Origin of the sequence: Streptomyces sp. NBC_01591, from assembly GCF_035918155.1 — a bacterium.
In the GTDB taxonomy this organism is placed as follows: domain Bacteria; phylum Actinomycetota; class Actinomycetes; order Streptomycetales; family Streptomycetaceae; genus Streptomyces.
Map to the genome: position 1 here is coordinate 993639 of NZ_CP109328.1, position 20681 is coordinate 1014319.

Here is a 20681-nt window from a genome sequence, read left to right on the forward strand (position 1 = left end):
AGACAGGGTAGGACTGGTGTTCCCAGGAACTTCTTTCCCTTATCCCCGGCTCGCGGCGGTCACAGACTTGTGCTCGACAACGGATCACAAGCACAGGAGGACACGATGTCGCTCACCCTCGACACCTACCGGCTGCTCGGCCGCTCCGGGCTGCGGATCTCACCGCTGGCGCTGGGCGCGGCGACCTTCGGCACCGAGTGGGGCTGGGGCGCCGAGCAGGACGAGGCGCGCAAGCTGTTCGACCTCTACGTCGAGCGCGGCGGCAACTTCATCGACACCGCCAACACCTACACCAATGGCAGCTCTGAGCGCTTGCTGGGTGAATTCACCCGCGACAACCGCGAAAGCCTGGTGCTGGCAACGAAATACACCACGCTGCGCCGGCCCGGCGACCCGAATTCCGGGGGCCCTCACCGCAAGAGCCTTTTCGCGTCGGTGGAAGCCAGTCTGCGACAGCTGAATACGGACTACATCGATCTGCTGTACCTGCACGTGTGGGATTTCACGACACCGGTCGGGGAGATCCTGCGCGGCATGGACGATCTGGTCCGGCAGGGCAAGGTCTTGTACGTGGCGATCTCCAACGCCCCGGCCTGGCAGGTGTCGCGCATGCAGGCGATCGCCGACCTGCGCGGCTGGTCGCCGCTGGTCGCGCTGCAGATCGAATACAACCTGATCGAGCGTACCGGGGAACGTGACCTGATCCCCATGGCACGCGAGATGGGGTTGGGCGTGGTGCCGTACTCGCCACTGGCCGGCGGGGTGCTCACCGGCAAGTACAGCCGCGACGACCTGACCGCGGCGAACGCCGCGGTCGACGACGGCACCCGTAAGAATTTCAACATCGCCAACGGCGGGCTGACCGAACGCAACTTGGACATCGCTGATGTCGTGATGGAGGTCGCCGCGGAGCTGGGCCGCACAACCGCCCAGGTCGGGTTGGCCTGGACCCTGCAGAACCCGGACGTGACGGCATCGCTCATCGGCGCCCGCACTCTCGCGCAACTGGAGGACAATCTGGGTGCCCTGGAGGTCGACTTCACGGCCTCCCAACTGGCCCGCCTCGACGAGGCCAGCGCGATCGAACTCGGCTTCCCGCACGACATGCTCGCCAGCGACAGGATGCGCGCGGTGACCCACGGCGACCTGAAGGTCGAAACCCGCCGCTGATACCCGATATCGGGCCCCGGGGGCAGCACTGCTACCCCCGTCGGGGTGATCATCGGCAGACCTCTGCCGTGGATATGGGTCGTGATTCCTCTGACGAATCCGGGGCGTTGACCCAAGGCCGGGTGGTTAGGGCTCGTAAAGAATCAACACGTTGGTTTGGTCTCTGTCGTGAGGGTCGCGCCGTGTGCGGTGGCGTGGACGAGGAGTCCTGCCAGGGTGCTGAGGTGTGCTGCTGGGGGCTGGGGTGTGTGCGTGCTGGTCCATCAGTCGTCGGATCTCGCTGGTGGTGTGGCGGATGGTGTCCTTGCTGACGGCGAAGAGGTGGGCCAGCACGGTAGGCGGCAGAGCGAGGTTTTGTTGCAGCACGGTGGCCAGGACCCGGTCGGCCAGGTCGAGTTTGGCTTTGCGGCCGCCGCCCGGGGCCCGGCGCCGGGTGCCGCCGTCGCGTCGGGTGGCCGGGTCCTGTTTCTGCAGCGCCTGCCAGCCAGGGGTCAGGGTCTCGGTCAGCTCGGCCAGTGCGGTGCAGGTCATGCCGGTCAGCGCGGGATGTGACAGGGCACCGCGGTCGAAGACCGCCGCCGGCCCGGGCGTCGGCCTGGTGGGGTCTGCCGGGCTGGCGGGGTGGGGGTGCACGGTGTAGTTCCATTCGCCGTGGAAGGCATGTCCGGTGACCGGCGCCGCGTTCAGCTCGGTGTCGCTGACCTTCACACCGGTGGGATAGGTGCCGGTGTCGAGTTCGGCGTGGACGGTGAGACCGGTGCGGGTGGTGGTCGCGGCGATGGACTGCACGACGACCTCGTGGCTGTTCAGCGCTCTGCCGCGCCAGTTCATGGTGATCGCGGAGAACAGCCGATGCTCCACCTTGTTCCACTTCGATGTGCCCGGCGGCATGTGGCAGACCGTGACGGCCAGGCCGGTCCGGGCGGCGAACGCGGCCAACTCGGTCTTGAAGGCCCGGGTGCGGTAGCCGTTGGAGCCGCCGGCATCGGCAGTGATCAACAGACGTCTGGCCTGCGGGTAGTCGAGGCGTCCTTGCCCGTTCCACCAACGGCGGATCGATTCGACCGCGAAGGCTGCGGTGTCGTGATCCGTACCGACATTCACCCAGCCGGTGTCCGCCGCCAGATCGTAGATGCCATAAGGCAGGGCCTTGCCCAGTGCATCGCTGGGGAAGTCATGGACGTCAACCCGCACGGGTTCACCGGCCGGCCGCCATTGACGTCCCGCATTCTTGAAATCCCCGACGACTTCCTTCTTTTTCGTGTCCACACTGACCACCGGCTCGCCCTCCGCCTGATGGTCCTTGACCTGGTCGTTGATGTACCGGAACTGCGCGTCCCGGTCGGGGTGCTGAGCGCCCTCAAGGGTCTTGGCATTGGCCTGCAGACTGAAACCGTTCTCCCGCAGCAGCCTGCCCACGGTCGGCGCCGACGCGGTATGGCCCTGCCGCGTCAGCTCCCCGGCCAGAGACCGCAGCGACTTGGTCGTCCACCGCAGCGGCGACATCGGATCCCCCGCTCATCCGGCTCGACCAGCGCCAGCAACGCCGGAACGAGCAGCCGGTCAAGCTTCTCGGCGCTCTTGCGACCGCCGCCGTCCCGGCGGACCCGGCCATCGGGCAGTGGGTCCTCACCGCCCTCCAACTCGAAGACACCCTTCCGCACCGTCGTCTCGCTCACCCCTGCGGCACGCGCGACGGCCCGGACCCCACCGTGCCCCAGCAGCCGGGCCTCGGCGGCCAGCGCCAGCCGCTGCTGCCGCTCATTCAGATGAGGGAACAACACTCCGAATCTCAGGGCAAGTTGGTCACGAACCTCACTCGGTATGCGCATACCACACCAACGACAGGGAGACCGTGAAGCAACGTGTTGATTCTTTACGAGCCCTTAGCCTCGATGTTTCGTGACGGTCCGTTGGTTTCTCCGGTGGGCCGTTTCGGCTTGTCGGGGCGGCTGTGTGCATGTTGATGGCCCGGCTGTCGCGTCGGGTGGGCGTCGGGTTCCACGGCTCCGAGGGCATTCGGCTGCTGGTCGGGGTGGGTCGTTGTTGCTGTTCAGTTGGGGTTCGGCAGGGCTTGGAGCCGGGCGAAGGCGCTGGTGATCGTGTCGGTCCAGGGCCAGTGGCGGGCCAGGCGGAGGATGCGTCGGCGGCTGGTGGTGACCAGGCGGGCTGCGGCGGTGAACAGTCGCAGCCGTAGGCGTTTGGGTTCCCAGCGGCGGGCCGTGCCGGTCAGGGCGAGCATCGGCATCCATGCCAGCAGGTCCAGGGCGAGCTGGACGATCTCCAGCCAGACCTGGTTCTGGGCAGTGTGGTGCAGGGGCGGGTTGCGCAGGCCGGTGTCGCGGGCCGCGTGGATCCGGTCCTCGGCGCGGGCGCGCTGGCGGTGCCGCAGTTCCAAGGCCGCGATCGCGGTGCCGGTGGTGTTGGTGGCGAAACAGGTCAGACGCATGCCGTCGGTGTCGGTGAACCTCAACTGCGCTCCGGGATGGGGACGTTCCTTGCGCACAATCAACCGCATCCCGGCCGGCCAGCCCTTGAGGAGGTCCCCGGCCAGTCCGGCCACCCAGGCGCCGTCGCGGAGCTGGCTGTCAGGTTCGACCGCTGCCGTCCAGGCCGAGTCCGGGACCCGCAGCACAGCGTGGTGGACGGCGTCGGTGATCGTCATACCGACCGAGTAGGACAGCCACCGGCCGCGCGCAGTGAGCCAGTCCAGGAACTCGTGGGTGCCGCCGGCGGAGTCGGTGCGGATCAGGGTGCGGCGGCCGCGCCGGTACTGCTTGGGCAACTGGGCCAGGGCCAGCCGGGTGGTGGTGATGTGGTCGGCCGCGGTGTTGCTGCCTGCGTTGCCCGGCCGCAACAGGGCGGCCACCGGCTCCCCGGACCCGGCCGACCCGTGGTCGACGAACGCGACCAGCGGATGGTGCCCGAAGGTTCGCTTCCAGGTCGCGGTGGCGTCCTGCTTCTCGGAGTGCGCCAGGACCAGCACGCCGTCGATGTCCACGATGACTTGACCGTTCGCGTCGGGGGCATCGGCCTGGGCCAACTTCCATACGTGCTCGCGCACTTCGGCCCTGGCCCGGCGGATCGCGGCCAGCGCATGAGAGCCGGCCCCGGCCAGGGTGTCCACCAGTCTGGAGACGGTGGGATCGGAGGCCACTGGTCCGAACAGCGCGGGCTCGGCCCGCAGCACCGCCACGTCTGACAAGCAGTCCCCGCCCAGCGCGACCGCCAGCGCGAGGTCCAGCAGGATCTTGCCCGGGTCGTGCACCGCCCGCGGCTTGCGCCACGGCGCCAGCGCCGCCGATATCGCCGTGTCCAGACCGGTCTTGCGGACGGTCTCCGCCAGCAGCACCCCGCCGGCCTGCGAGACCACCGCGCCGCCGTCGCCCTGGACGCGGACAGGCGGATACGACCCGATACGCTTGTTCACCTGGAGAGTGCTTCTTTCCTTGCAGCTGACAGGACCCTCACCGAGTCCCATCGTTGCAGGTCAGAAGCATTCTCCGTTTATCTGATCAAGACCCGGACAAGCCCGCTCGCAAGGGCGCGAGGTTAGCCGTTTTCCCGGCCCGGCAGGGGCGCACCCTCCAGGAAGGCGTGATAGGTCTCGACGGCTTCCGGATCGACTTCAGGGTTGGAGGGGCCGTAGCGGGTGTCGGTGCGGTCCCGCTTCGGCCCGGAGACCCAGAACTCCTCGTTGGTCTGCACGTCGTAGAAGTTCGCATCGAACATCCCCCCTGCCCGGCGCAGTGTCCTCCCGTGAAAGTACCCAGTGCTCCAGGTCTTCGAGAAGTCCACCCACCCGATCCACGAGGGTCCGCGGTCGGTGTTGTAACCAGTCTTCAACTGCACGAACATGAGACGTCGAGGCATACGCTCAGGGTCCTGCACAGACCGCACCCGTGACCAGCCATTTTGCGGGCGCCTACGAGACCCCGCGCCACCGCCGACAAGGGCTCGGGCAGGTGGGTACGGCCCGATGCGCTCGTTCACCTGGAGAATGCTTCTTTCCTTGCAGCGGGCAGAACCCCTGGCAAGTCCCATCGTTGCAGCTCAGCAGCACTCTCCACCTATCTGATCAAGACCCGCACAAGCCCGCTCGTGAAAGCCCAAGGTTAACTCCGCACGCTCTGCCTCGCTGAGTGCCATCCGCCGGTCAGCGAACGCGAGCGCCACTTGCGCACCGTCTCCGTGGATACCCTGAAATCCGCTGGCACACGTGTGTTTGACGCGCCTTCCGCGCAGGCAGAACGATCCGGGCCCGCTCCGCCACACGAGGTGGGACGTGCCACACAGGGCCGCCGTACCTCATGTGTGATGAACTATGGCTCGGTTTCGAGATGTTGATCTCGTCTCGGCAAGAAAGTGGGAGGGATCGTGAACCTTGGCGGGGGGACGTGGCAGCGACTGACCGCCGTGGTGCTCGTCATGGCGGTGGCGGCTGGGTGTACGGGGCAGGGCGAAGGGCCGGACGGCGGAAACGACAAAGACCTGCTGCGGAACCACGACTGGACGCAGATGCCAGGCACCACCGCGCGGAACGACATCCTGCGGGTCAGCGCATCGGATCGGCACATCGTGGAGCAGGACTCCTCCGGCGGCCAGCCCAATCCCCCGCTGAACCTGGCCGGCCCGCATCTGAGGTCCGATGGCGACTTCACCGTCACCGCACGCATGTCCGGTGTGGGCGACGATGACGGCGACTCATGGCTGCGGCTGTACGGACGGGTACCGGTCATCTACGACGAGTGGCGGCAGGAGCGGCCCTCACTCCGCGTAGGCGTGACCGCCGACGGACAAGTGAAGGTACAGATATGGGACGGCGAGGGCGACGAGCCAGCCACCTCCAAGGTTTTCGACTGCGGCTGCTCCGGGACGGTGACGCTCGCCGTGTCGAGCATCGGTGACACCTTCCGCGTGAAAGCCGACGGGCGGCTTCTGGGAACCGTGCAGGACCCGGGGGTGTTCGCCGAGGGCACTGTCTGGTTCGGTCTGGAGGCGGACGCGGGCGAAGACGAGCGCCGCGAGGGATGGCGTCTGACGCAGCTGATCGCGCGGGCAGAGAGCGGTGACTCGCTCCGCGTGGTCAACGCGCCGCAGCTACGCCAGGAGCAGTCCGACGACTCGCTGCGTGCGCGGGCCGCAGACGTGGGGCGGCCGTTCGACGTCGGCGCCGCCCTAGCCGAGAACCCGCTGCTCACCGACTCCCGCTACCGGGCGCTCGCGGGGAGCCAGTTCTCCATGCTCACTCCGGAGAACGCGTTCAAGCCACAGTTCCTCCACCCGCGCCGGGGCGTCTACGACTTCCGCGACGCGGACCTACTCGTACGCTTCGCCCGCGCAAACGACATGAAGGTGCATGCGCACACCCTCGTCTGGCACGAGGCTCTGCCCAACTGGATGCGGGAGAACGACGATCCCGAGGAGGTGCGCCGGACCATGCTCCGGCACATCGCCACGGTCGCCGGTCACTTCAAGGGAAAGGTCGCGGAATGGGACGTGGTCAACGAGCCCATGTCCGACGACGAGAAAAGCTACACCAACGGGGATCTTGGTCTGCGCTCCGAGCAGAGCCCGTGGTTCGAGGCCATGGGCGAGGAGTACATCGACGAGGCGTTCAGGGCCGCCCACCGGGCCGATCCGAAGGCACGGCTATTCCTCAACGAGTACGGGGTCGAGGAGGAAGGCGAGCGGTGGGACGCCCTTTACGATCTGGTCAAGCGGCTCAAGGAACGGGGCGTACCGATCGACGGCGTGGGTTTCCAGAACCATGAGTACGCACCCGGCGACCGCATCGACCCGGAGACCTTCCGCAGCCATGTGCGGGATCTGGCGGAGCTCGGGGTCCAGGCGCGGGTGTCGGAGATGGACGTCCCCATAGGCGAGGACGAGGAGGACGGGCGGGAGACCCAGGCCGACGAGATGGTGGGCAAGCTGCGGGTCTGCCTGGAGGAGCCGAACTGCACATCGTTCTCCACATGGGGATTCACCGACCGGTACGGTTCCACCGCCGACACCAAGATCTATCCTCCGCGCACGGCCGATTCCCTGCCGTGGGACGCGGCCCTGCGGCCGAAGCTGGCGTACGAGCGCCTGCTCGAGGCCTTTGACGAGGCGTGAGGCATCAGGGCTCCCGGACCACTGGGGCCCTACCCACGCTGAAAGCATGGGTAAGGCCCCACCTCGGGGCCAGCTTTAACGGCGCCGCCGGTACGCGGTCCGACGCTACGCACGGAAGTCACGAGTTCTTCGTCGTGAACATCAGCACGAAGACGCTCGACGGCAAGGTGAGCTGGACCAACGACAACACCGGCAATCAGACTATCGATGTGAGCGGTGGACGCGACGGACTGGAGGAACGTGGACTGGCCGGTGGCTCACGCGGCTGCGATCGCCTGGCACGCGGTGAAGGCAGGGAATGTCCTGTCTCTGGAGCCCGAGCTGTACGCGGGTACTGGTATCACTCCGCTGAACCCCGCCTGACCCCGTACCCCAGGCGAGGCGCCGCGGTGGGCACGGGTTCAGTCCAGATGGGTGGTCGTATGCGCCCGGCTCCCAGTCGGCGAACAGCGCCTCCGCCGTCTCGGTTCGTTCCGGCGCCGTGGACGTGGCCGGCCACCAGTTCTCCACCTGATGCGCGTCCACGAGGACGAAGTCCCGTACCCGTCGAAGCCACCCGGGGTCGCCTGCCACGCAGATATGGACGGGTGCGTCATCGGGCAGGTCCTTGATTGCGTCGCGAAGCTGCGCGGCATTCCAGACCTGCGGGGTGTGCTCGAAAGCTGTGTCCCGGCGATCACGACAATGGTGATCAGGCGTCGGGCGGGGAAGGAGCCAAGGAGCACGGCACCGCAGGTCGAGGTGGTGACCCAAGATGGCCAGACCGATATGGACGGGGATCGTCTCCTTCGGGCTCGTCTCGCTGCCGGTCGCGTTGTATACCGCGACCGACAGTCACACGATCCGCTTCCACCAGCTCCAGCGCGGCACTGCGGACCGGATCCGCAACCGGCGTGTCAATGAGCGCACCGGTGATGAGGTGGACCTGGACGAGATCGTCAAGGGTTACGACACCGGCAGCGAGTACGTGATTGTCGAGCCCGAGGAGCTCGACGACATCGCGCCGGGGCGGTCCAAGGCCCTGGAGGTGTCCGAGTTCGTCGATCTCGACATGGTGGAGCCGATCTTTTTCGACAGGACGTACTATCTCGGGCCGCGGGGCGAGCAGTACGGCAAGGTATATGCCCTGCTCCAGAGGGCCCTGGCGGAGTCGAACAAGGCAGGCATCGCGACGTTCGTGATGCGCGGGCGCGAGTACCTCGTCGCTCTGAAAGCCGAGGACGACCTGCTGACCCTGCATTCCCTGCACTGGGCGGACGAGATCCGCGACCCCCACGAGGAGGTCCCCGACCTGCCGGACAAGACGGAGCCGACCGCCGCCGAGGTGAAGATGGCCCACCAGCTCATCGACGCCCTCACCACCGACTGGGACCCGGAAGACTTCCACGACACCTTCCAGGAGAAGGTCGAGGCGCTGATCGAGGCCAAGGCCACAGGCGAAACCGTGGAGAAGGCCGAGCCGGCCGCGCAGCCCACCGGTGTGGTCGACCTGATGGAAACCCTGCGCGCCAGCGTCGAGCGGGCCCGCAGCCCGAAGGACACCGGGGAGAAGGCCGGCGCCTCTGAGAAGACCGGGCGCGGGAAGAAGCCTGCCGCGAAGAAGCGCACCAGGGCCTCGGGCGCCGGGTCGCTGCGGTCGCTGACCAAGGCCGAGCTGTACGAGAAGGCCGCCAAGGCAGGGATCAAAGGGCGTTCCGGCATGACCCGTGATCAGCTCGCCGACGCCCTCGCCAAGGGCAGCTGAGGCCGCCGCGGCCGACTGCTTCGGGGCTCTGGGAACGTCTTGCGGATGTGCGGCTGGGCGGGGGCTGACCCACAGGCGATGGGAACGGCGCTGACGCGCAAGGTGTAGCCCTGGCCACCTCGAGCGCTCCGCGTTCGGCGGGTTCCAGCTCGGCGGCAGTTCGGCTGGCTTTATCGACGACTCACGGGTTCTGGCACAGATCTTGGGGAGCGGTCGCGGGGCGTCCGCCCCCTTCGGCGACCGGTCTACCGTTGAGCCGTGACATGGAACGAAGCTGAGTACCTCGACTGCCTGCACTCCGAGCGGCGTGGCTACGCATGGGTAATGCAGCATCACGGCGGGCTGGCGCCGAAGGAGGCCAGGGAGGCCGCCCTGGAGCGATACCCATACGAACCGGCTGAGGCGCCGTACCGCGGACTGATCTTTCACGACGAGGCGTGGCACTGGGCGATGCTGGCGATCCACAGCGATCGGTACGTAGCGGAACACCCCGAGCTGGTTCATCCGTCACCTGACTACCGAGCCCTCGAGCAGCCAATCAACGAGCGCAATCGAACACCGAGGTAACGCTCCGCGACCGCTCCCCAAGATCTGTGCCAGAACCGAAACTGGTGAACAAAGCCACGGCCAGACGCTCGGCTGGGAAACCCCAGCCGAGCGTCTGGCCAAACTTCCCGCGGCCTGATCGAACCGACCACGCGTTGCGACGACCGCTAGAATCCGCCTCCGTCAGATTCCAACGGTGAAGTCGCTGGACCATGTCTGCATCTGTTGCACCAGGAGGTCCCAGGCGCCGGTCAGCAGCAGCACGCCGGTGGCGATCATCATCGTGCCACCGATGCGCATGACCCACACATAGTGGCGCTTGGCCCAGCTGAAGGCACCGAGTGCTTTGCGGAAGGCGATGGCGGTGAGGATGAAGGGGACACCGAGACCGAGACAGTAGGCGACGGTCAGTATCGCGCCCCGGCCCGCGCTCGCCTGCTCGGAAGACAAGACGATCACGGAGCCGAGAGTGGGACCGACGCATGGCGTCCAGCCGATCCCGAACAGGGCTCCGAGGACGGGGGCGCCGATCAGCCCGGCGGTGGGCCGCCTGTGGAAGCGGAACTCACGCTGCGTGAGCCAGGGCATGAGCCCCATGAAGAACACACCCAGCAGGATCATCAGCACGCCAAGTACCTTGGATAGCGTGCCCTGGTACTCCAGCAAGGTGGAGCCGAAGAAGCCGAAGAGTGCTCCGCCGGAGACGAACACGGCGGTGAAACCGAGGACGAACAGGAAGGCGCCGGTGGCCATCCGCCCCCGCCGCGCCTCCGCCAGGTCGGTACCGACGACGCCGGTGACATAGGAGAGGTAGCCGGGGACCAGCGGCAAGACGCAGGGAGAGAAGAAGGATACGAGCCCGCCGAGCAGAGCGATCGGCAGGGCGAGCAGCAGGGCACCGTGCTCCACTGTCTCGTTCTGTGCGGCCAGTGCAATGAGTGCGGACACGTCATTTCTCCCCGACGATCGGCTGCACCATCTTCAGCAGGGCGCTTTTATCGAGCGCTCCTATTGCTCGTGCTGCGACTTTTCCGTGCCGATCGATGACGAGTGTGGAGGGAACCGGCTGTATGCCCAGAGTGCCCCTTTGGAAGCGGAGAAGCAGCCTGCCTGAGCGGTCGTAGAAGCTTGGATAGGTAATGCCTTGATCGCGCTGAAAGGCCATGGCAGGAGCCGGACTTGCGTCACGGGTGTTGATGCCGACGAACTGCACGCCCTGACTTTTGACATCCTGGTAGACCGTCTCAAAGCCTTTGGCCTCAGCACGGCAGGGCGGGCACCATGAACCCCAGACGTTGAGCACCACGACTTTCCCCCTGTAGTCCGCAACGTCCAAGACCCTGCCATCGACGGTCTTGCCGGACAGGTCCGGGGCCATGACACGCTGGCTCGCGGGTACGGCGTCGGTGCCGTCCTTCCCTGCGACGAAGTTCGGTTCGCCACTACTGCCTGACGTGCCGCCAGAAGCGCACGCAGTGAGCAGTAACGCGCAGGCTGCGGAGGCGATCACGATCGGTACTCCACGCATACGGCCAACGGCGGTACTGGAGTCTTTCGCACTCATGTGAAAAGTTTCCCATGGCCGTTCAGGAGGATCCGGGCAACCCCCTGCCGGGGAACCGTTGCCTCTGGTGAAGCTTCTCAGCTGCCAGTTACTGACTTCGGCGTATTAGCCTCGATCTTGCATGACGGTCCGTCGGTTCTTCCGTCGGGCCGTTTTGCTGTTGCGGATGTGCGAGGGCATGTTGGTGGCCCGGTTGTCGCGTCGGGTGGGCGCCGGGTTCCACTCCCGGGGTGGTCGTGCAGGTTGTTGGGACGGGTGAATTTACTGGTCAGCCGGGGTTCGGTAGGGCCTGGAGCCGGTCCATGGCGCTGGTGATCACGGATGTCCAGGGCCATCGGGCGGCCAGGCGGAGCCAGCGGCGGCGGCCGGTGTTCACGAGCTGGGCGGCGGCGGAAAACAAGCGGAGGCGGAGGCGCTTCGGCTCCCAACGGCGGGTTTCGCCTGTCAGGGCGAGCATCGGCATCCAGGCGAGGAGGTCGAGCGCGATGGAGACGATCTCCAGCCAGATCCGGTTCTGGGCTGTGTCGTGCAGGGGCAGGTTGCGCAGGCCGGTATCGCGGGCGTTTCGGATGCGGTCCTCGCAGCGGGCCCGCCTGCGGTGACGCAGTTCGAGGTCGGCGAGCTGGCCGCCCTTTGTGTTGGTCGCGAAGCAGGTCAGTCGCAGCCCGTCAACGTCGGTGAAGCGCAACTGGGCGCCGGGGTGTGGCCGTTCCTTGCGGACGATCAGCCGCATGCCCTTGGGCCAGGTGCTCAGGTCGGGCATGTCGGTGATCTCTGCGACCCAGGCGCCGGGCCGTTCGGTGCCGTCGGAGTCGTAGGCCGGTGTCCAGGCCCGTTTCGGGATCTTCAGCACAGCCTGGTGGATGGCGTCGGTGATGGTCATTCCGACCGAGTAGGACAGCCACCGGCCGCGGCGGGAGAGCCAGTCGAGGAAGGCGTGGGTGCCGCCGAGCGGAGTCGGTGCGGACCAGCGTCTGCCGTCCCCGCCGCAGGTGTTTGGGCAGTTGGGCCAGGGCGAGGCGGGTGGTTTCGATGTGATCGCTCGCGGTGTTGGAGCCTGCGTTGCCAGGCCGCAGCAGCGCGGCCACCGGTTCCCCGGAACCGGCCTGGCCGTGGTCGACGAACGCAACGAGCGGATGGTGACCGAAGGTCTTCTTCCAGGTCGCGGTGGCGTCCTGCTTCTCGGAGTGCGCAAGCACCAGCACGCCGTCGATGTCCACGATCACGCTGCCACCGGCGGCCGGATTGTCTTCACCGGCCAACTCCCATACTCGCGTGCGCACTTCGGCTCGTGCCGCGCGGATCGCGGTGAGCGCCTTCGGCCCGGCCGCGGCGAGCGCGTCGATGAGCCGGGAGACCGTGGGGTCCGATGCCACTGGACCGAACACGTCGGCCTCGGCCCGCAGCATGGCGACATCAGCGAGGCAGTCCCCGCCCAGAGCCGTCGCGAGTGCGATATCCAGCAGGACCTTGCCCGGATCATGCATCGTCCGCGGCTTGCGCCAGGGCGCCAGCGCCGCCGATATCGCATCGTCCAGGCCCAACGTGCGGACCGTCTCGACCAGCAGCACCGCCCCGGCCTGCGAGACCGCCCCTCTGCCGCCGCCCTCGACGCGGACACGTGGGTACAACCCGATACGCTTACTCACCTGGAGAGTGCTTCTTTCCGTGCAGCCAACAGGACCCTAGACAAGTCCCATCGTTGCAGGTCAGAAGCACTCTCTGCTTATTTGATCAAGGCATGGACGAGCACGCTCATGAAAGCGCGAGGTTAGGGTCTGTCCGGTCTGTCGAGAGCGAGGCCCGTCCCGGCGAGGAATCCGCCGAGGATGCCGTGCCGGTACTGCAGCGCCTTGAGCCGCCTGCGGAGCAGAGTCTCCAGCTCGCCGAGGGTGCGGGCGGCCAGGTTGGCCAGGCTCCGCTTGATATGCGCCCACAGGCCCTCGACCGGGTTGAGGTCGGGCGCATACCCGGGCAGCAGGACCACCGTCAGCCAGTCCCGCTCGGCAACGAGTGCCTTCATCGTCTTGGAGACGTGGGTGCTCAGCCGGTCCCACACCACGATCAGCGGGGCCTTGAGCAGTTGGTGGGCGCCATCCAGCAGGCGGATGCAGTCCGCCTCGCCCAGCGAGCGACGCTCGCCCTTGCGGCCGGTATGCCGACGCAGCCGGCAGCACAGACGGGCGGGCAGCCCCGGCCGGAAACACAGCAGACCGGCCACCGAGAGCCGTCCCCGGCTGCGGCCGGACACCTTGATCCTCGGGGTGATGCCGCGCCGGCCCCAGGTGCGGCCCTTGGGCGGCCGACCGGTCACACCCGCTTCGTCCTCGAAGTAGATGAACGCGCCGGTCGCCGCCCGGAGGGTTTTACCTCCTGCCAGGTCACCTCCCGCCATGCGGTGATCGCGTCCTCGTCGCGTTCGGCGGCAGGCCGGGCGGGATCTGCACGCTGTAGCCCATGCGGTGCAGCAGCCGAGTGACCCCGGAGACACTGTAGGAGAGGTGGAACTTCCGCCCGATCAGCGTGCGTACCCGGGCGGCGGTGCACACCTGGTCGTCCGCCCAGCCGTGCGCGGCCGGCCCCTCATCAAGCCACATCGCGAGCTTGGCCTGCAGGTGGGGGCCGAGCCGACAGTCGTAGCCGGAGGGGCCTCTGGAACGCAGCGCCTCGCGTCCGCCCGTCCTCCAGGTACGGCGCCACTGGTAGACCGACTTCTCACTCACCCGTAACTCCCGGGCGATGCACGGGACTTCCACGCCGTCATCGAAGAGGTCAACGGCCCGCATCCGTACCTCTTCCCGGCGCCTGCGCTGCTCGGCGGTCAGCCCGCCCCCATCCGGATACCGCATGCCTCCGGCGTACCAGCCCGGACGGACCGCGTCACCCCTCCCGACACAAATCCAGACCCCGAAACGCCGAAATCAGTAAGGCGCGGGGTGTGTCGTCTTCCCTGCCGAAGCCGTTCCTGCCTATGGGTGTTCGCCGAGTTGGAGGAGGCCGGCGAGGGAGAAGCACAGGGCGCCGGTGAGGGTGCCCCAGTTGGCGATGTCGGCGTTGACCGGGTTGCCGGTGGCGGGGCGGGTGTAGGCGGCGAGTGCGGAGACCATGAAAAGGAGGGAGCCGAGCTGGTTGACGGCGACGATCCGCCAGCCAAGGTTGTGCGGGCGGGCGCATGGTCGGCCGTGGCAGATCTCGACGAAGGCCAGGTGGCCGGAGACCAGGAAGAGGACGCAGCCGATCACGTCGGGCGTCCAGATCAGCCGGTTGATCTGTTGGACGTTCAGGCCCTGCAGGAAGGAGTCCAGCAGGTTGACGGCGAAGACGAGGGTGCCCGTGACCCGGTGTTATATCCCGGGACCTGCTGCTTGGTGTGTGATGTCGGATCGTGCCAGGAGATAGTGGCTTCGCCGGTGAAGCGGCGGGCCATGAGGTCGGTCATGGCGAGGTGGATCACGGCTTCGGAGAGGGCGGGCAGGGTTTCGTAGCCGCGGGGGGACGTACGCCGCACGGTGCGCCGTGGCGAAGCCCCAGGAGCTCCCATCTCCGACGTTCAAATGCCGGTGCGGGTGGTGGGACCAGTGAGCGCGGCGACGTCCGGCTGGCCGCGGGCTGGTACGGTCACGGCGCATCGTCCCCGAACACAAGGAATCGGCTCCTAATGATGGCTCAGTTGGCACGGTATCGCCGTCACATGATCATGCTCGTCGTCGTCGGCGTCCTGCTGATCATGGTTTCTCGGATGGGGCAGTCCTCAGGGGGCTTCCTTGCCACCGGAATCGCCGCAGTCGTGCTCGGGGTGGCTCTCCTCGTCGTGACGATAGTGGGCGGACGTCGTCCTCAGCGCCCATAGCGGGCCTCCGCTTCCTTCGCTAGCCAACCGAGCCCGACCGACGGCACATGCCCTCGCTCAGCGTACGAAGCGGGCCCGGTCCTCCGAACCGCCGGAGGACCGGGCCCGTGCCGTGCGCCGACCCGCCCAAGCGATGTGTCGTTTCGGGGTGGTAGTTGGTGTGCTGGGAGTGGTGTGGGCTGTCCGATCCGGGCCGTAGAGTGGGTGCCCTGGCCGAGATCTGGGAGGGACGGGGCATGGAGGCAGCCACCGCACGGTTCATTGAGGAGTCCACGGCTCTGCCGCCTGCGGCGCTCGCAGCGTTGTACGAGGACTCCCTTGACCGCTGGAACCGGGGCGGCCGCGATGCCAGCCGTGCGACCAGGGTCTCCGCGTCGGAGAACTCCGCGATCGAACGTGCCGTCCGCACCGCTCTCCTCCGCCGCACCCACGAACTGGACGCCTTCCGCCCGCACCTCTGCTTCGACATCAAACCCGCCTGCTCGATCGCCGCGCGCGCTGTCTGCAAGCGTACGAAACTGACGGAGGAGCAGTACCGGGTGCTGCTGGACCCGTTCGCGGCGGCAGGGGTCACGGTCCCAGAGTGGTGAGTACCGAGACCTAGACGGCAAGGCAGCGACCCGCCTGTCCCTGCTGACCTCCATGCCCGGTGTCCCGATCGACGCGTTCGACGAGATTGAAGGCGAGGCTGCGGCGCTTTGGTGCGGGTGGGTTCAGTCGGTGATCACGAGGTTGTCGGTGCTGTTCCACTGGGCGGTGAGTTCGGGCGCCCAGCCGGTGGCGGCGGTGTTGCCGTAGCCGATGTCCAGGCTTGCTGACGAGTCGCTGCTGATGCCCCGGGGCACTTTCAGGTGTCCTTCACGGGCGTGGAACTGCCGCGCTGCTGCCAGGTTGGCCGCCCACTTCGTATCCTGCGTCTGCTTCACCGGCCGTTCGTCTTCCTGGGCCGGTGTGATTGTGAGGGTGTTCTCCAGGATCCACTGCTGTACGGGCAGGAGCTGTTCCCACCCGAACCGCTGCGCCGTGACGCAGCGTCCGAGGTCTTCGCCCTGGACGACGACGTCGCCCGCAGCCTCGGGGAGTGTGCCGCCGGCCTGGACGTGGTTCTGGACGAGGCGGTAGCAGCGCTGCCACGTGGTGTCCCATGCCGGGCACCATCCCGGATCGATCGCGTCCAGCTCGTCCCGCCGCGTTTCGGTCATCGCGCCGGCCGCCGAGGGGACGGGGCGGCCGGCCGTGCGGAGCTCCTCGTTCTCCCGCGCCCTCCGGGCCGCTGCCCTCGCGTTCTTCGCCCGCACCCCGATCGGATGCCCCTCCCACACCGCGGTGGTCGGAGGGAGGAAGCGGCCGTGGGCGGCGGCATACACGCGGGCGACGGCGACCCCGTCCGCCCAGGCCGCCTCCTGCTCGGACCACACCATCCCGACCTTTTCCAGCTCGGTCACTCGCCCGGCTTCCATCGTTCCGGCCGTGTAGGCGCGGCGCTGCTCGGCGATCCGCTGCCCGAGCGGATACCGGCCGACGCCGCCCGTGCCGCTGAGGTCACTGCGCTCTGGCGTCTCGCCGGCACTTGACGATCAGCGCCGGTTGTCGCCGGGGGCGAGCAGGCTGGTGACCTCGGCGATCGCCTCCGGGTAAGGGAGGAAGCGCACTTCCGGACTCGCGCTGGTGGTCGGTGTCGACATCGGGCCGGGGCTCACGGCATCCGGTGGATGCGATCGCAAGGCGGAGGAGGCACCGGCCACGCAACCGTTCGAGTTCGATAAGAGTCTAGTGACCGGAAACTTTTCTCCTGGAAGTCACCGCCCGTTTTCCCGCGTCCCAGCAGAGGATCTCTCCAATGCCGATTCCCCCGCACAACCGTCGCGCCTCCCGTGCCGTTGCTGCCACCCTCAGCGCTGCCGGCCTGATCGCACTGGCTGCGGCTCCTGCCGCCTTCGGCGATGAAACCGCACCCGAGTTGGTCATTGGAGGCATCGAGCCGGTCAACGGGGTGAAACCTGGGAGCAGCTTCGATCTGTCGGCAACCGTGGCGAACAAGGGCACCAGGGCGGCCGAGAAGGTGTGGGTCTCCTACGGCGTCACCCGAGGACTCGACTTCGCGGAGGTTCCCTCCAACTGCCGGACACAGCAGGTCCGGTCCTACGACGAGATGCCCGAGAGATGGATCGCGGTGTGTGCGTTCGACCAAGTGGTGGAGCCGGGCACCGTCTACACGCCCGAGAGGCCTCTCCGCGTCGAGGCACTGGACCGCGCGCTCAACGACGAGCTGCGAGTGAATGTCTGGGACGTCGATCCCGGAGCGGACGAGAACGGCACCCAGCCGGTGGCGGGAACCGCGCCGGCGGTGAAACTGGTCGAGGGACAGGCCGGGAGCGAGGGGACCGCACGAGTTGTCAATGTGCCCGTCAGCTCCGTTAACACGGCCGACTACCAGGTGACGGGTGCCGCGCTGAAGGGAAGCGTCGGTGACACGGTGAAGATGAAGGTGAAGTTCATCAACGCTGGGCCCGCCTGGATCCTGACCAAACAGGGGGAACGGTCCGTCAGCGTCATGATCACGCCTCCCGCCGGAACGTCGGTCGTCAAGCGCGGCCAGTTCTGCCAGGCCAAGGGTAAGGCGTACGTCTGCGGCATGCGGTCGCTAAACGAGGCCAGTTCGACGACGGCGAACAGGCCGCCGGGCGCGAGCGCGTCGTGGACGTTGCGCAGTGCGCGGTCGGGGTGAGTCCGCGAGGGCGCCATCTCCTCCACGCTGCTGCTGCGCCCGGCTGCGCTCCGGGTCCAACAAGAACGCCACATACACCGCCTTCCGCGAGGTCGGACGGGCCATCCGTACCATCCAGCTGCTGCGCTACCTCTCCGACGCCTCGCTGCGCCGCAGAGTGACGGCGGCGACACAAGGTGGAGGCGTTCAACAACTTCTCGAAGTGGGTCGTTGTCGGCGGCATGCTCGCCGACAACGACCCCCTTGAGCAGGAGAAGGCCGCGAAGTTCAACGCCCTGCTGGCCAACGCGATCATCTCCCACAACGCGCTGGACATCGCCGAGATCGTCCGCCGGCTGCAGGACGAAGGAGAGAAGGTCGACCCGGAGGACCTGGCGCAGGTCTCGCCGTACCTGACCGAGCACATCCGCCGCTTCGGCGGATACTCCACCCACGAGCTCGCCGACGAACCCGACGCCTACGACCCGCACCTGGACGTCGACTTCACCCCGATCTGCGGCGACGGCCCGCCGACCGACGGATTCAGCCAGGCCGCGTGAGCCGGCCAATGGCCGGGTGCCGAGCGGGCCGGGCGCGTGTCGGCGAGCACCTCACGGTGCCGTGGCACCGCGTCCGAGGGCTGATCGCGGGAACCGGGTTGAGGTCACAGCAATCGGTCGACCAGCCCGTCGATGTAGTCCGGGGTGAGCGGGCCCATGCCGAACAAGACGCGGATATACATCGGGGCCAGGATGTGGTCCAGCACGTCGAACGCGTCGGGTGCGTGCTCGCCTCGGTCGCGGGCGCGATCGAGCATGGACTGCAGTTGCCGCATGCGTTCGGCGCGGAGGTCGTCACCAGCCTGCAGGCCCTGCTGACCGTTGCTCGACAGGGCGACGGCTAGGTGCAGCACCGCCGGGCCGTCAGGTCCGGTGATCTCGCAGGCCACGTTGGCCGCGTAAGTGCGCAGGTCGCCGACCAGGCTCCCGGTGTCGGGCATCGGCGACTGCGTGTTGAGGCGGGTGAGCGCCACGTCGGTGAGCAGGGTTTCCAGGCTGCCCCACCGGCGGTAAATGCTGCTGTCGGCTACGCCTGCGCGGGCTGCGACGTCGCCGACGGTGAAGTTGCCGTAGCCGCGCTCGCTGATCAGGTCGGTGACGGCCTGGTGCACCTGCGCGCCGACGCGGGCGCTGCGCCCGCCAGGCCGCCGGGCTCGCTGTCGCTCGTTCATGCCCCCACCTTAACGCAGTCAAGACTTGCGTTTGCGGGGCGAGCCTCCTTACAGTCACCTAACGCAGTCGCTGACTGCTTTAGAGCGCTCAGGTGTATCGCCACCCGCGTCGACCGTGGCCGGGCGCAACTACCGATTGAGGGGAATTCCCATGGCTGCATCGCATGCGACCGTAGGCAGTCGATCAAACCGGGCCGTGCTGCTCACGGTGACCTGTCTAGGCCAATTCATGGTCCTGCTCGACAACACGATTGTTGGAGCGGCGCTGCCCGATATGCAGCACCGGCTGCACACTCAGCTGACCGGTCTGCAGTGGATCGTCGACGCGTACGTACTGCTGGTCGCCATGCTGCTGCTGTCCGGCGGTGTCTTCGCCGACCGGTTCGGCCGCAAGCGGGTGTACCTGACCGGCGTGGCGGTATTCACCGCCGCGTCGCTGCTGTGCAGCCTCGCGCCCTCGGTCGGCTGGCTGGTCGCCGGCCGGGTGCTGCAGGGCATCGGGGCCGCGGCGCTGAGCCCTGCCTCGCTCGCCCTGCTCGCCGCCGCCTATCCCGTGCCGCAAGAACGAATCAAGGTGATCGGGCTGTGGGCCGGATTCAGCGGAATCGGTCTGGCCGCAGGCCCCGTGGCCGGCGGCGTGCTGACAGAAGCCTTCGGCTGGCCCGCCATCTTCCTGGTCAATCTGCCCATCGGCGTGGTCCTTCTGCTGGTCGGCCTGCGCCACCTCGGCGAGTCCCGCAATCCGAGCGCCCCCGCGATCGACATCCCGGGCACGGTGCTGTCCGTTCTGGCGGTGGGGGTACTGACCTACGGGCTGATCGAGGGTGGTGCCCGCGGCTGGACCTCACCGGTCATCCTGGGCAGCTTCGCCGCCGCGGTGATCCTCCTCGCCGCCTTCGTCGCCGTCGAAGCGCGTCGCTCCGCACCGATGCTGCCGCTGCGGCTGTTCCGGCAGCGCCTGTTCACCGTGTCCAACACCGCCATGGTCGTGGTGGGGTTCGCGCTCATGGGCTCGTCGTTCTTCTTCTCCCAGTTCTTCGTCTACGTCCAGGGCAGCTCGATCCTGCGCGCCGGCCTGCAGACCCTGCCGGTATCCCTCGCCATGGTGATCGTCAGCCCGTACGCGGGCCGGCTCGCCGCCCGGTACGGCTTCCGAATCGTGGTTACCACCGGCCTGGCCCTGGCCGGCCTGGGACTGCAGGCGCTCGGTATGGTGCACGCCGACACCGGCTACGGGAACGTGTGGTGGCGGCTGGGACTCGCCGGCATCGGCTTCGCCCTGGCCATGTCCCCACTGACAGGCGCCGCCATCCAAGCAGTCAGCCCGCAGGAAGGCGGCCTCGCATCAGGCATCAGCAGCACCACCCGGCAGATCGGCGCGGTGCTCGGCGTGGCGGTACTCGGAGCCATCGTCCGCACCCGGCAATCCGGCGGCGCCTCCTTCGAGACCGGCCTCAACAGCGCCTTCCTCGCTGCCGGCACCGTCACTTTGGCCACCGCCGTGTTCACCGGCCTGTGGCTGGCGAGGTCCAAGCCCGCGGAAGGCTCCGCGGCGCCGCATCGTTCCACCGATCCAGATGCGGTCACCACCTCGAACGAGGCATCCGTGAACAGCCGTTGACAATCACAACCGCCTTGGCCGGGAGAAGCGGCTGCGCGCCGAGGGCGTCGACATCACCATGCCGCTGCCGAGGACCCCTGGGTGAACGCTACTTCCAGGTCACCGACCCCAGCGGCGTGATCGTCCAG

At 67.6% G+C, this 20681-nt stretch carries 17 protein-coding genes and 4 pseudogenes; 10 read left to right on the forward strand and 11 right to left on the reverse strand.

Annotated elements, in window-relative coordinates:
- The first annotated feature begins 105 nt into the window (after nt 1-105).
- On the forward strand, nt 106-1170 hold the full coding sequence (locus OG978_RS45955; protein ID WP_326770983.1) for an aldo/keto reductase: 1065 nt from the start codon (nt 106-108) through the stop codon (nt 1168-1170).
- Nucleotides 1171-1313: 143 nt separating this feature from the next.
- Here OG978_RS45955 and OG978_RS45960 read toward each other — a convergent pair.
- From OG978_RS45960 to OG978_RS45970, 3 genes and pseudogenes are all read right to left on the reverse strand, one after another.
- Nucleotides 1314-3002, reverse strand: a pseudogene (locus OG978_RS45960) (ISAzo13 family transposase).
- 221 nt (nt 3003-3223) lie between these two features.
- Nucleotides 3224-4600: an IS1380 family transposase gene (locus OG978_RS45965; RefSeq protein ID WP_326763658.1), complete on the reverse strand. Its 1377-nt coding sequence runs from the start codon at nt 4598-4600 to the stop codon at nt 3224-3226.
- 122 nt (nt 4601-4722) lie between these two features.
- The gene (locus OG978_RS45970) at nt 4723-4902 is read right to left on the reverse strand and encodes a hypothetical protein (RefSeq protein ID WP_326763659.1); all 180 of its coding nucleotides are present in this window, start codon (nt 4900-4902) and stop codon (nt 4723-4725) included.
- A gap of 645 nt (nt 4903-5547) precedes the next feature.
- Here OG978_RS45970 and OG978_RS45975 point away from each other — a divergent pair.
- Nucleotides 5548-7290, forward strand: coding sequence for an endo-1,4-beta-xylanase (locus OG978_RS45975; protein ID WP_326770984.1), 1743 nt, complete (start codon nt 5548-5550; stop codon nt 7288-7290).
- 201 nt (nt 7291-7491) lie between these two features.
- On the opposite strand, the gene OG978_RS45980 is transcribed toward OG978_RS45975, so the two are convergent.
- Nucleotides 7492-8043 (reverse strand): DUF6225 family protein, encoded by a 552-nt coding sequence (locus OG978_RS45980; RefSeq protein WP_326770985.1) that lies wholly within the window; start codon nt 8041-8043, stop codon nt 7492-7494.
- Nucleotide 8044: 1 nt separating this feature from the next.
- Here OG978_RS45980 and ku point away from each other — a divergent pair, with 1 nt between their 5' ends.
- Nucleotides 8045-9034, forward strand: coding sequence for a non-homologous end joining protein Ku (ku, locus tag OG978_RS45985; RefSeq protein ID WP_326770986.1), 990 nt, complete (start codon nt 8045-8047; stop codon nt 9032-9034).
- A 258-nt stretch (nt 9035-9292) separates the two neighbouring features.
- Nucleotides 9293-9601: a hypothetical protein gene (locus OG978_RS45990; protein WP_326770987.1), complete on the forward strand. Its 309-nt coding sequence runs from the start codon at nt 9293-9295 to the stop codon at nt 9599-9601.
- A gap of 162 nt (nt 9602-9763) precedes the next feature.
- Here the strand turns inward: OG978_RS45990 and OG978_RS45995 are convergent, their stop codons facing one another.
- The 5 genes and pseudogenes from OG978_RS45995 to OG978_RS46020 all read right to left on the reverse strand — a co-directional run.
- Nucleotides 9764-10528 (reverse strand): cytochrome c biogenesis CcdA family protein, encoded by a 765-nt coding sequence (locus OG978_RS45995; protein ID WP_326770988.1) that lies wholly within the window; start codon nt 10526-10528, stop codon nt 9764-9766.
- Between the two features lies 1 nt (nt 10529).
- Nucleotides 10530-11144 carry a TlpA family protein disulfide reductase gene (locus OG978_RS46000; protein WP_442817898.1) on the reverse strand — a complete coding sequence of 205 codons (615 nt, stop codon included), beginning with the start codon at nt 11142-11144 and terminating at the stop codon, nt 10530-10532.
- Nucleotides 11145-11412: 268 nt separating this feature from the next.
- A pseudogene (locus OG978_RS46005) lies at nt 11413-12793 on the reverse strand (IS1380 family transposase).
- 122 nt (nt 12794-12915) lie between these two features.
- Nucleotides 12916-13993 (reverse strand): annotated as a pseudogene (locus tag OG978_RS48750) (IS630 family transposase).
- A gap of 120 nt (nt 13994-14113) precedes the next feature.
- Nucleotides 14114-14476: pseudogene (locus OG978_RS46020) on the reverse strand (hypothetical protein); the annotation flags it as partial.
- Nucleotides 14477-14835: 359 nt separating this feature from the next.
- Here OG978_RS46020 and OG978_RS46030 point away from each other — a divergent pair.
- Both OG978_RS46030 and OG978_RS46035 read left to right on the forward strand, forming a co-directional pair.
- Complete coding sequence (locus tag OG978_RS46030) at nt 14836-14994, forward strand: hypothetical protein (RefSeq protein ID WP_326770991.1); 159 nt, start codon at nt 14836-14838, stop codon at nt 14992-14994.
- Nucleotides 14995-15230: 236 nt separating this feature from the next.
- Nucleotides 15231-15584, forward strand: a complete 354-nt coding sequence (locus OG978_RS46035; protein WP_326770992.1) for a hypothetical protein — start codon at nt 15231-15233, stop codon at nt 15582-15584.
- A gap of 123 nt (nt 15585-15707) precedes the next feature.
- Here OG978_RS46035 and OG978_RS46040 read toward each other — a convergent pair whose 3' ends face one another.
- On the reverse strand, nt 15708-16439 hold the full coding sequence (locus tag OG978_RS46040; protein WP_326770993.1) for a helicase associated domain-containing protein: 732 nt from the start codon (nt 16437-16439) through the stop codon (nt 15708-15710).
- A gap of 395 nt (nt 16440-16834) precedes the next feature.
- Between OG978_RS46040 and OG978_RS46045 the strand changes: the two genes are divergently transcribed.
- The 3 genes from OG978_RS46045 to OG978_RS46050 are packed head-to-tail and all read left to right on the forward strand — an operon-like array spanning nt 16835 to nt 18261.
- A complete protein-coding gene (locus tag OG978_RS46045; RefSeq protein WP_326771096.1) occupies nt 16835-17722 on the forward strand; it encodes a hypothetical protein in 888 nt (295 codons plus the stop codon).
- The gene (locus OG978_RS48755; RefSeq protein WP_442817899.1) at nt 17706-17969 is read left to right on the forward strand and encodes a Tn3 family transposase; all 264 of its coding nucleotides are present in this window, start codon (nt 17706-17708) and stop codon (nt 17967-17969) included. Before OG978_RS46045 ends, OG978_RS48755 begins: the two co-directional genes overlap by 17 nt.
- Nucleotides 17899-18261, forward strand: a complete 363-nt coding sequence (locus tag OG978_RS46050; protein WP_442817900.1) for a Tn3 family transposase — start codon at nt 17899-17901, stop codon at nt 18259-18261. Before OG978_RS48755 ends, OG978_RS46050 begins: the two co-directional genes overlap by 71 nt.
- A 104-nt stretch (nt 18262-18365) precedes the next feature.
- Here OG978_RS46050 and OG978_RS46055 read toward each other — a convergent pair whose 3' ends face one another.
- Nucleotides 18366-18932: a TetR/AcrR family transcriptional regulator gene (locus OG978_RS46055; protein WP_326770994.1), complete on the reverse strand. Its 567-nt coding sequence runs from the start codon at nt 18930-18932 to the stop codon at nt 18366-18368.
- A gap of 151 nt (nt 18933-19083) precedes the next feature.
- Between OG978_RS46055 and OG978_RS46060 the strand changes: the two genes are divergently transcribed.
- Nucleotides 19084-20553, forward strand: a complete 1470-nt coding sequence (locus tag OG978_RS46060; protein WP_326771085.1) for an MFS transporter — start codon at nt 19084-19086, stop codon at nt 20551-20553.
- The last annotated feature ends 128 nt before the right edge of the window (nt 20554-20681 follow it).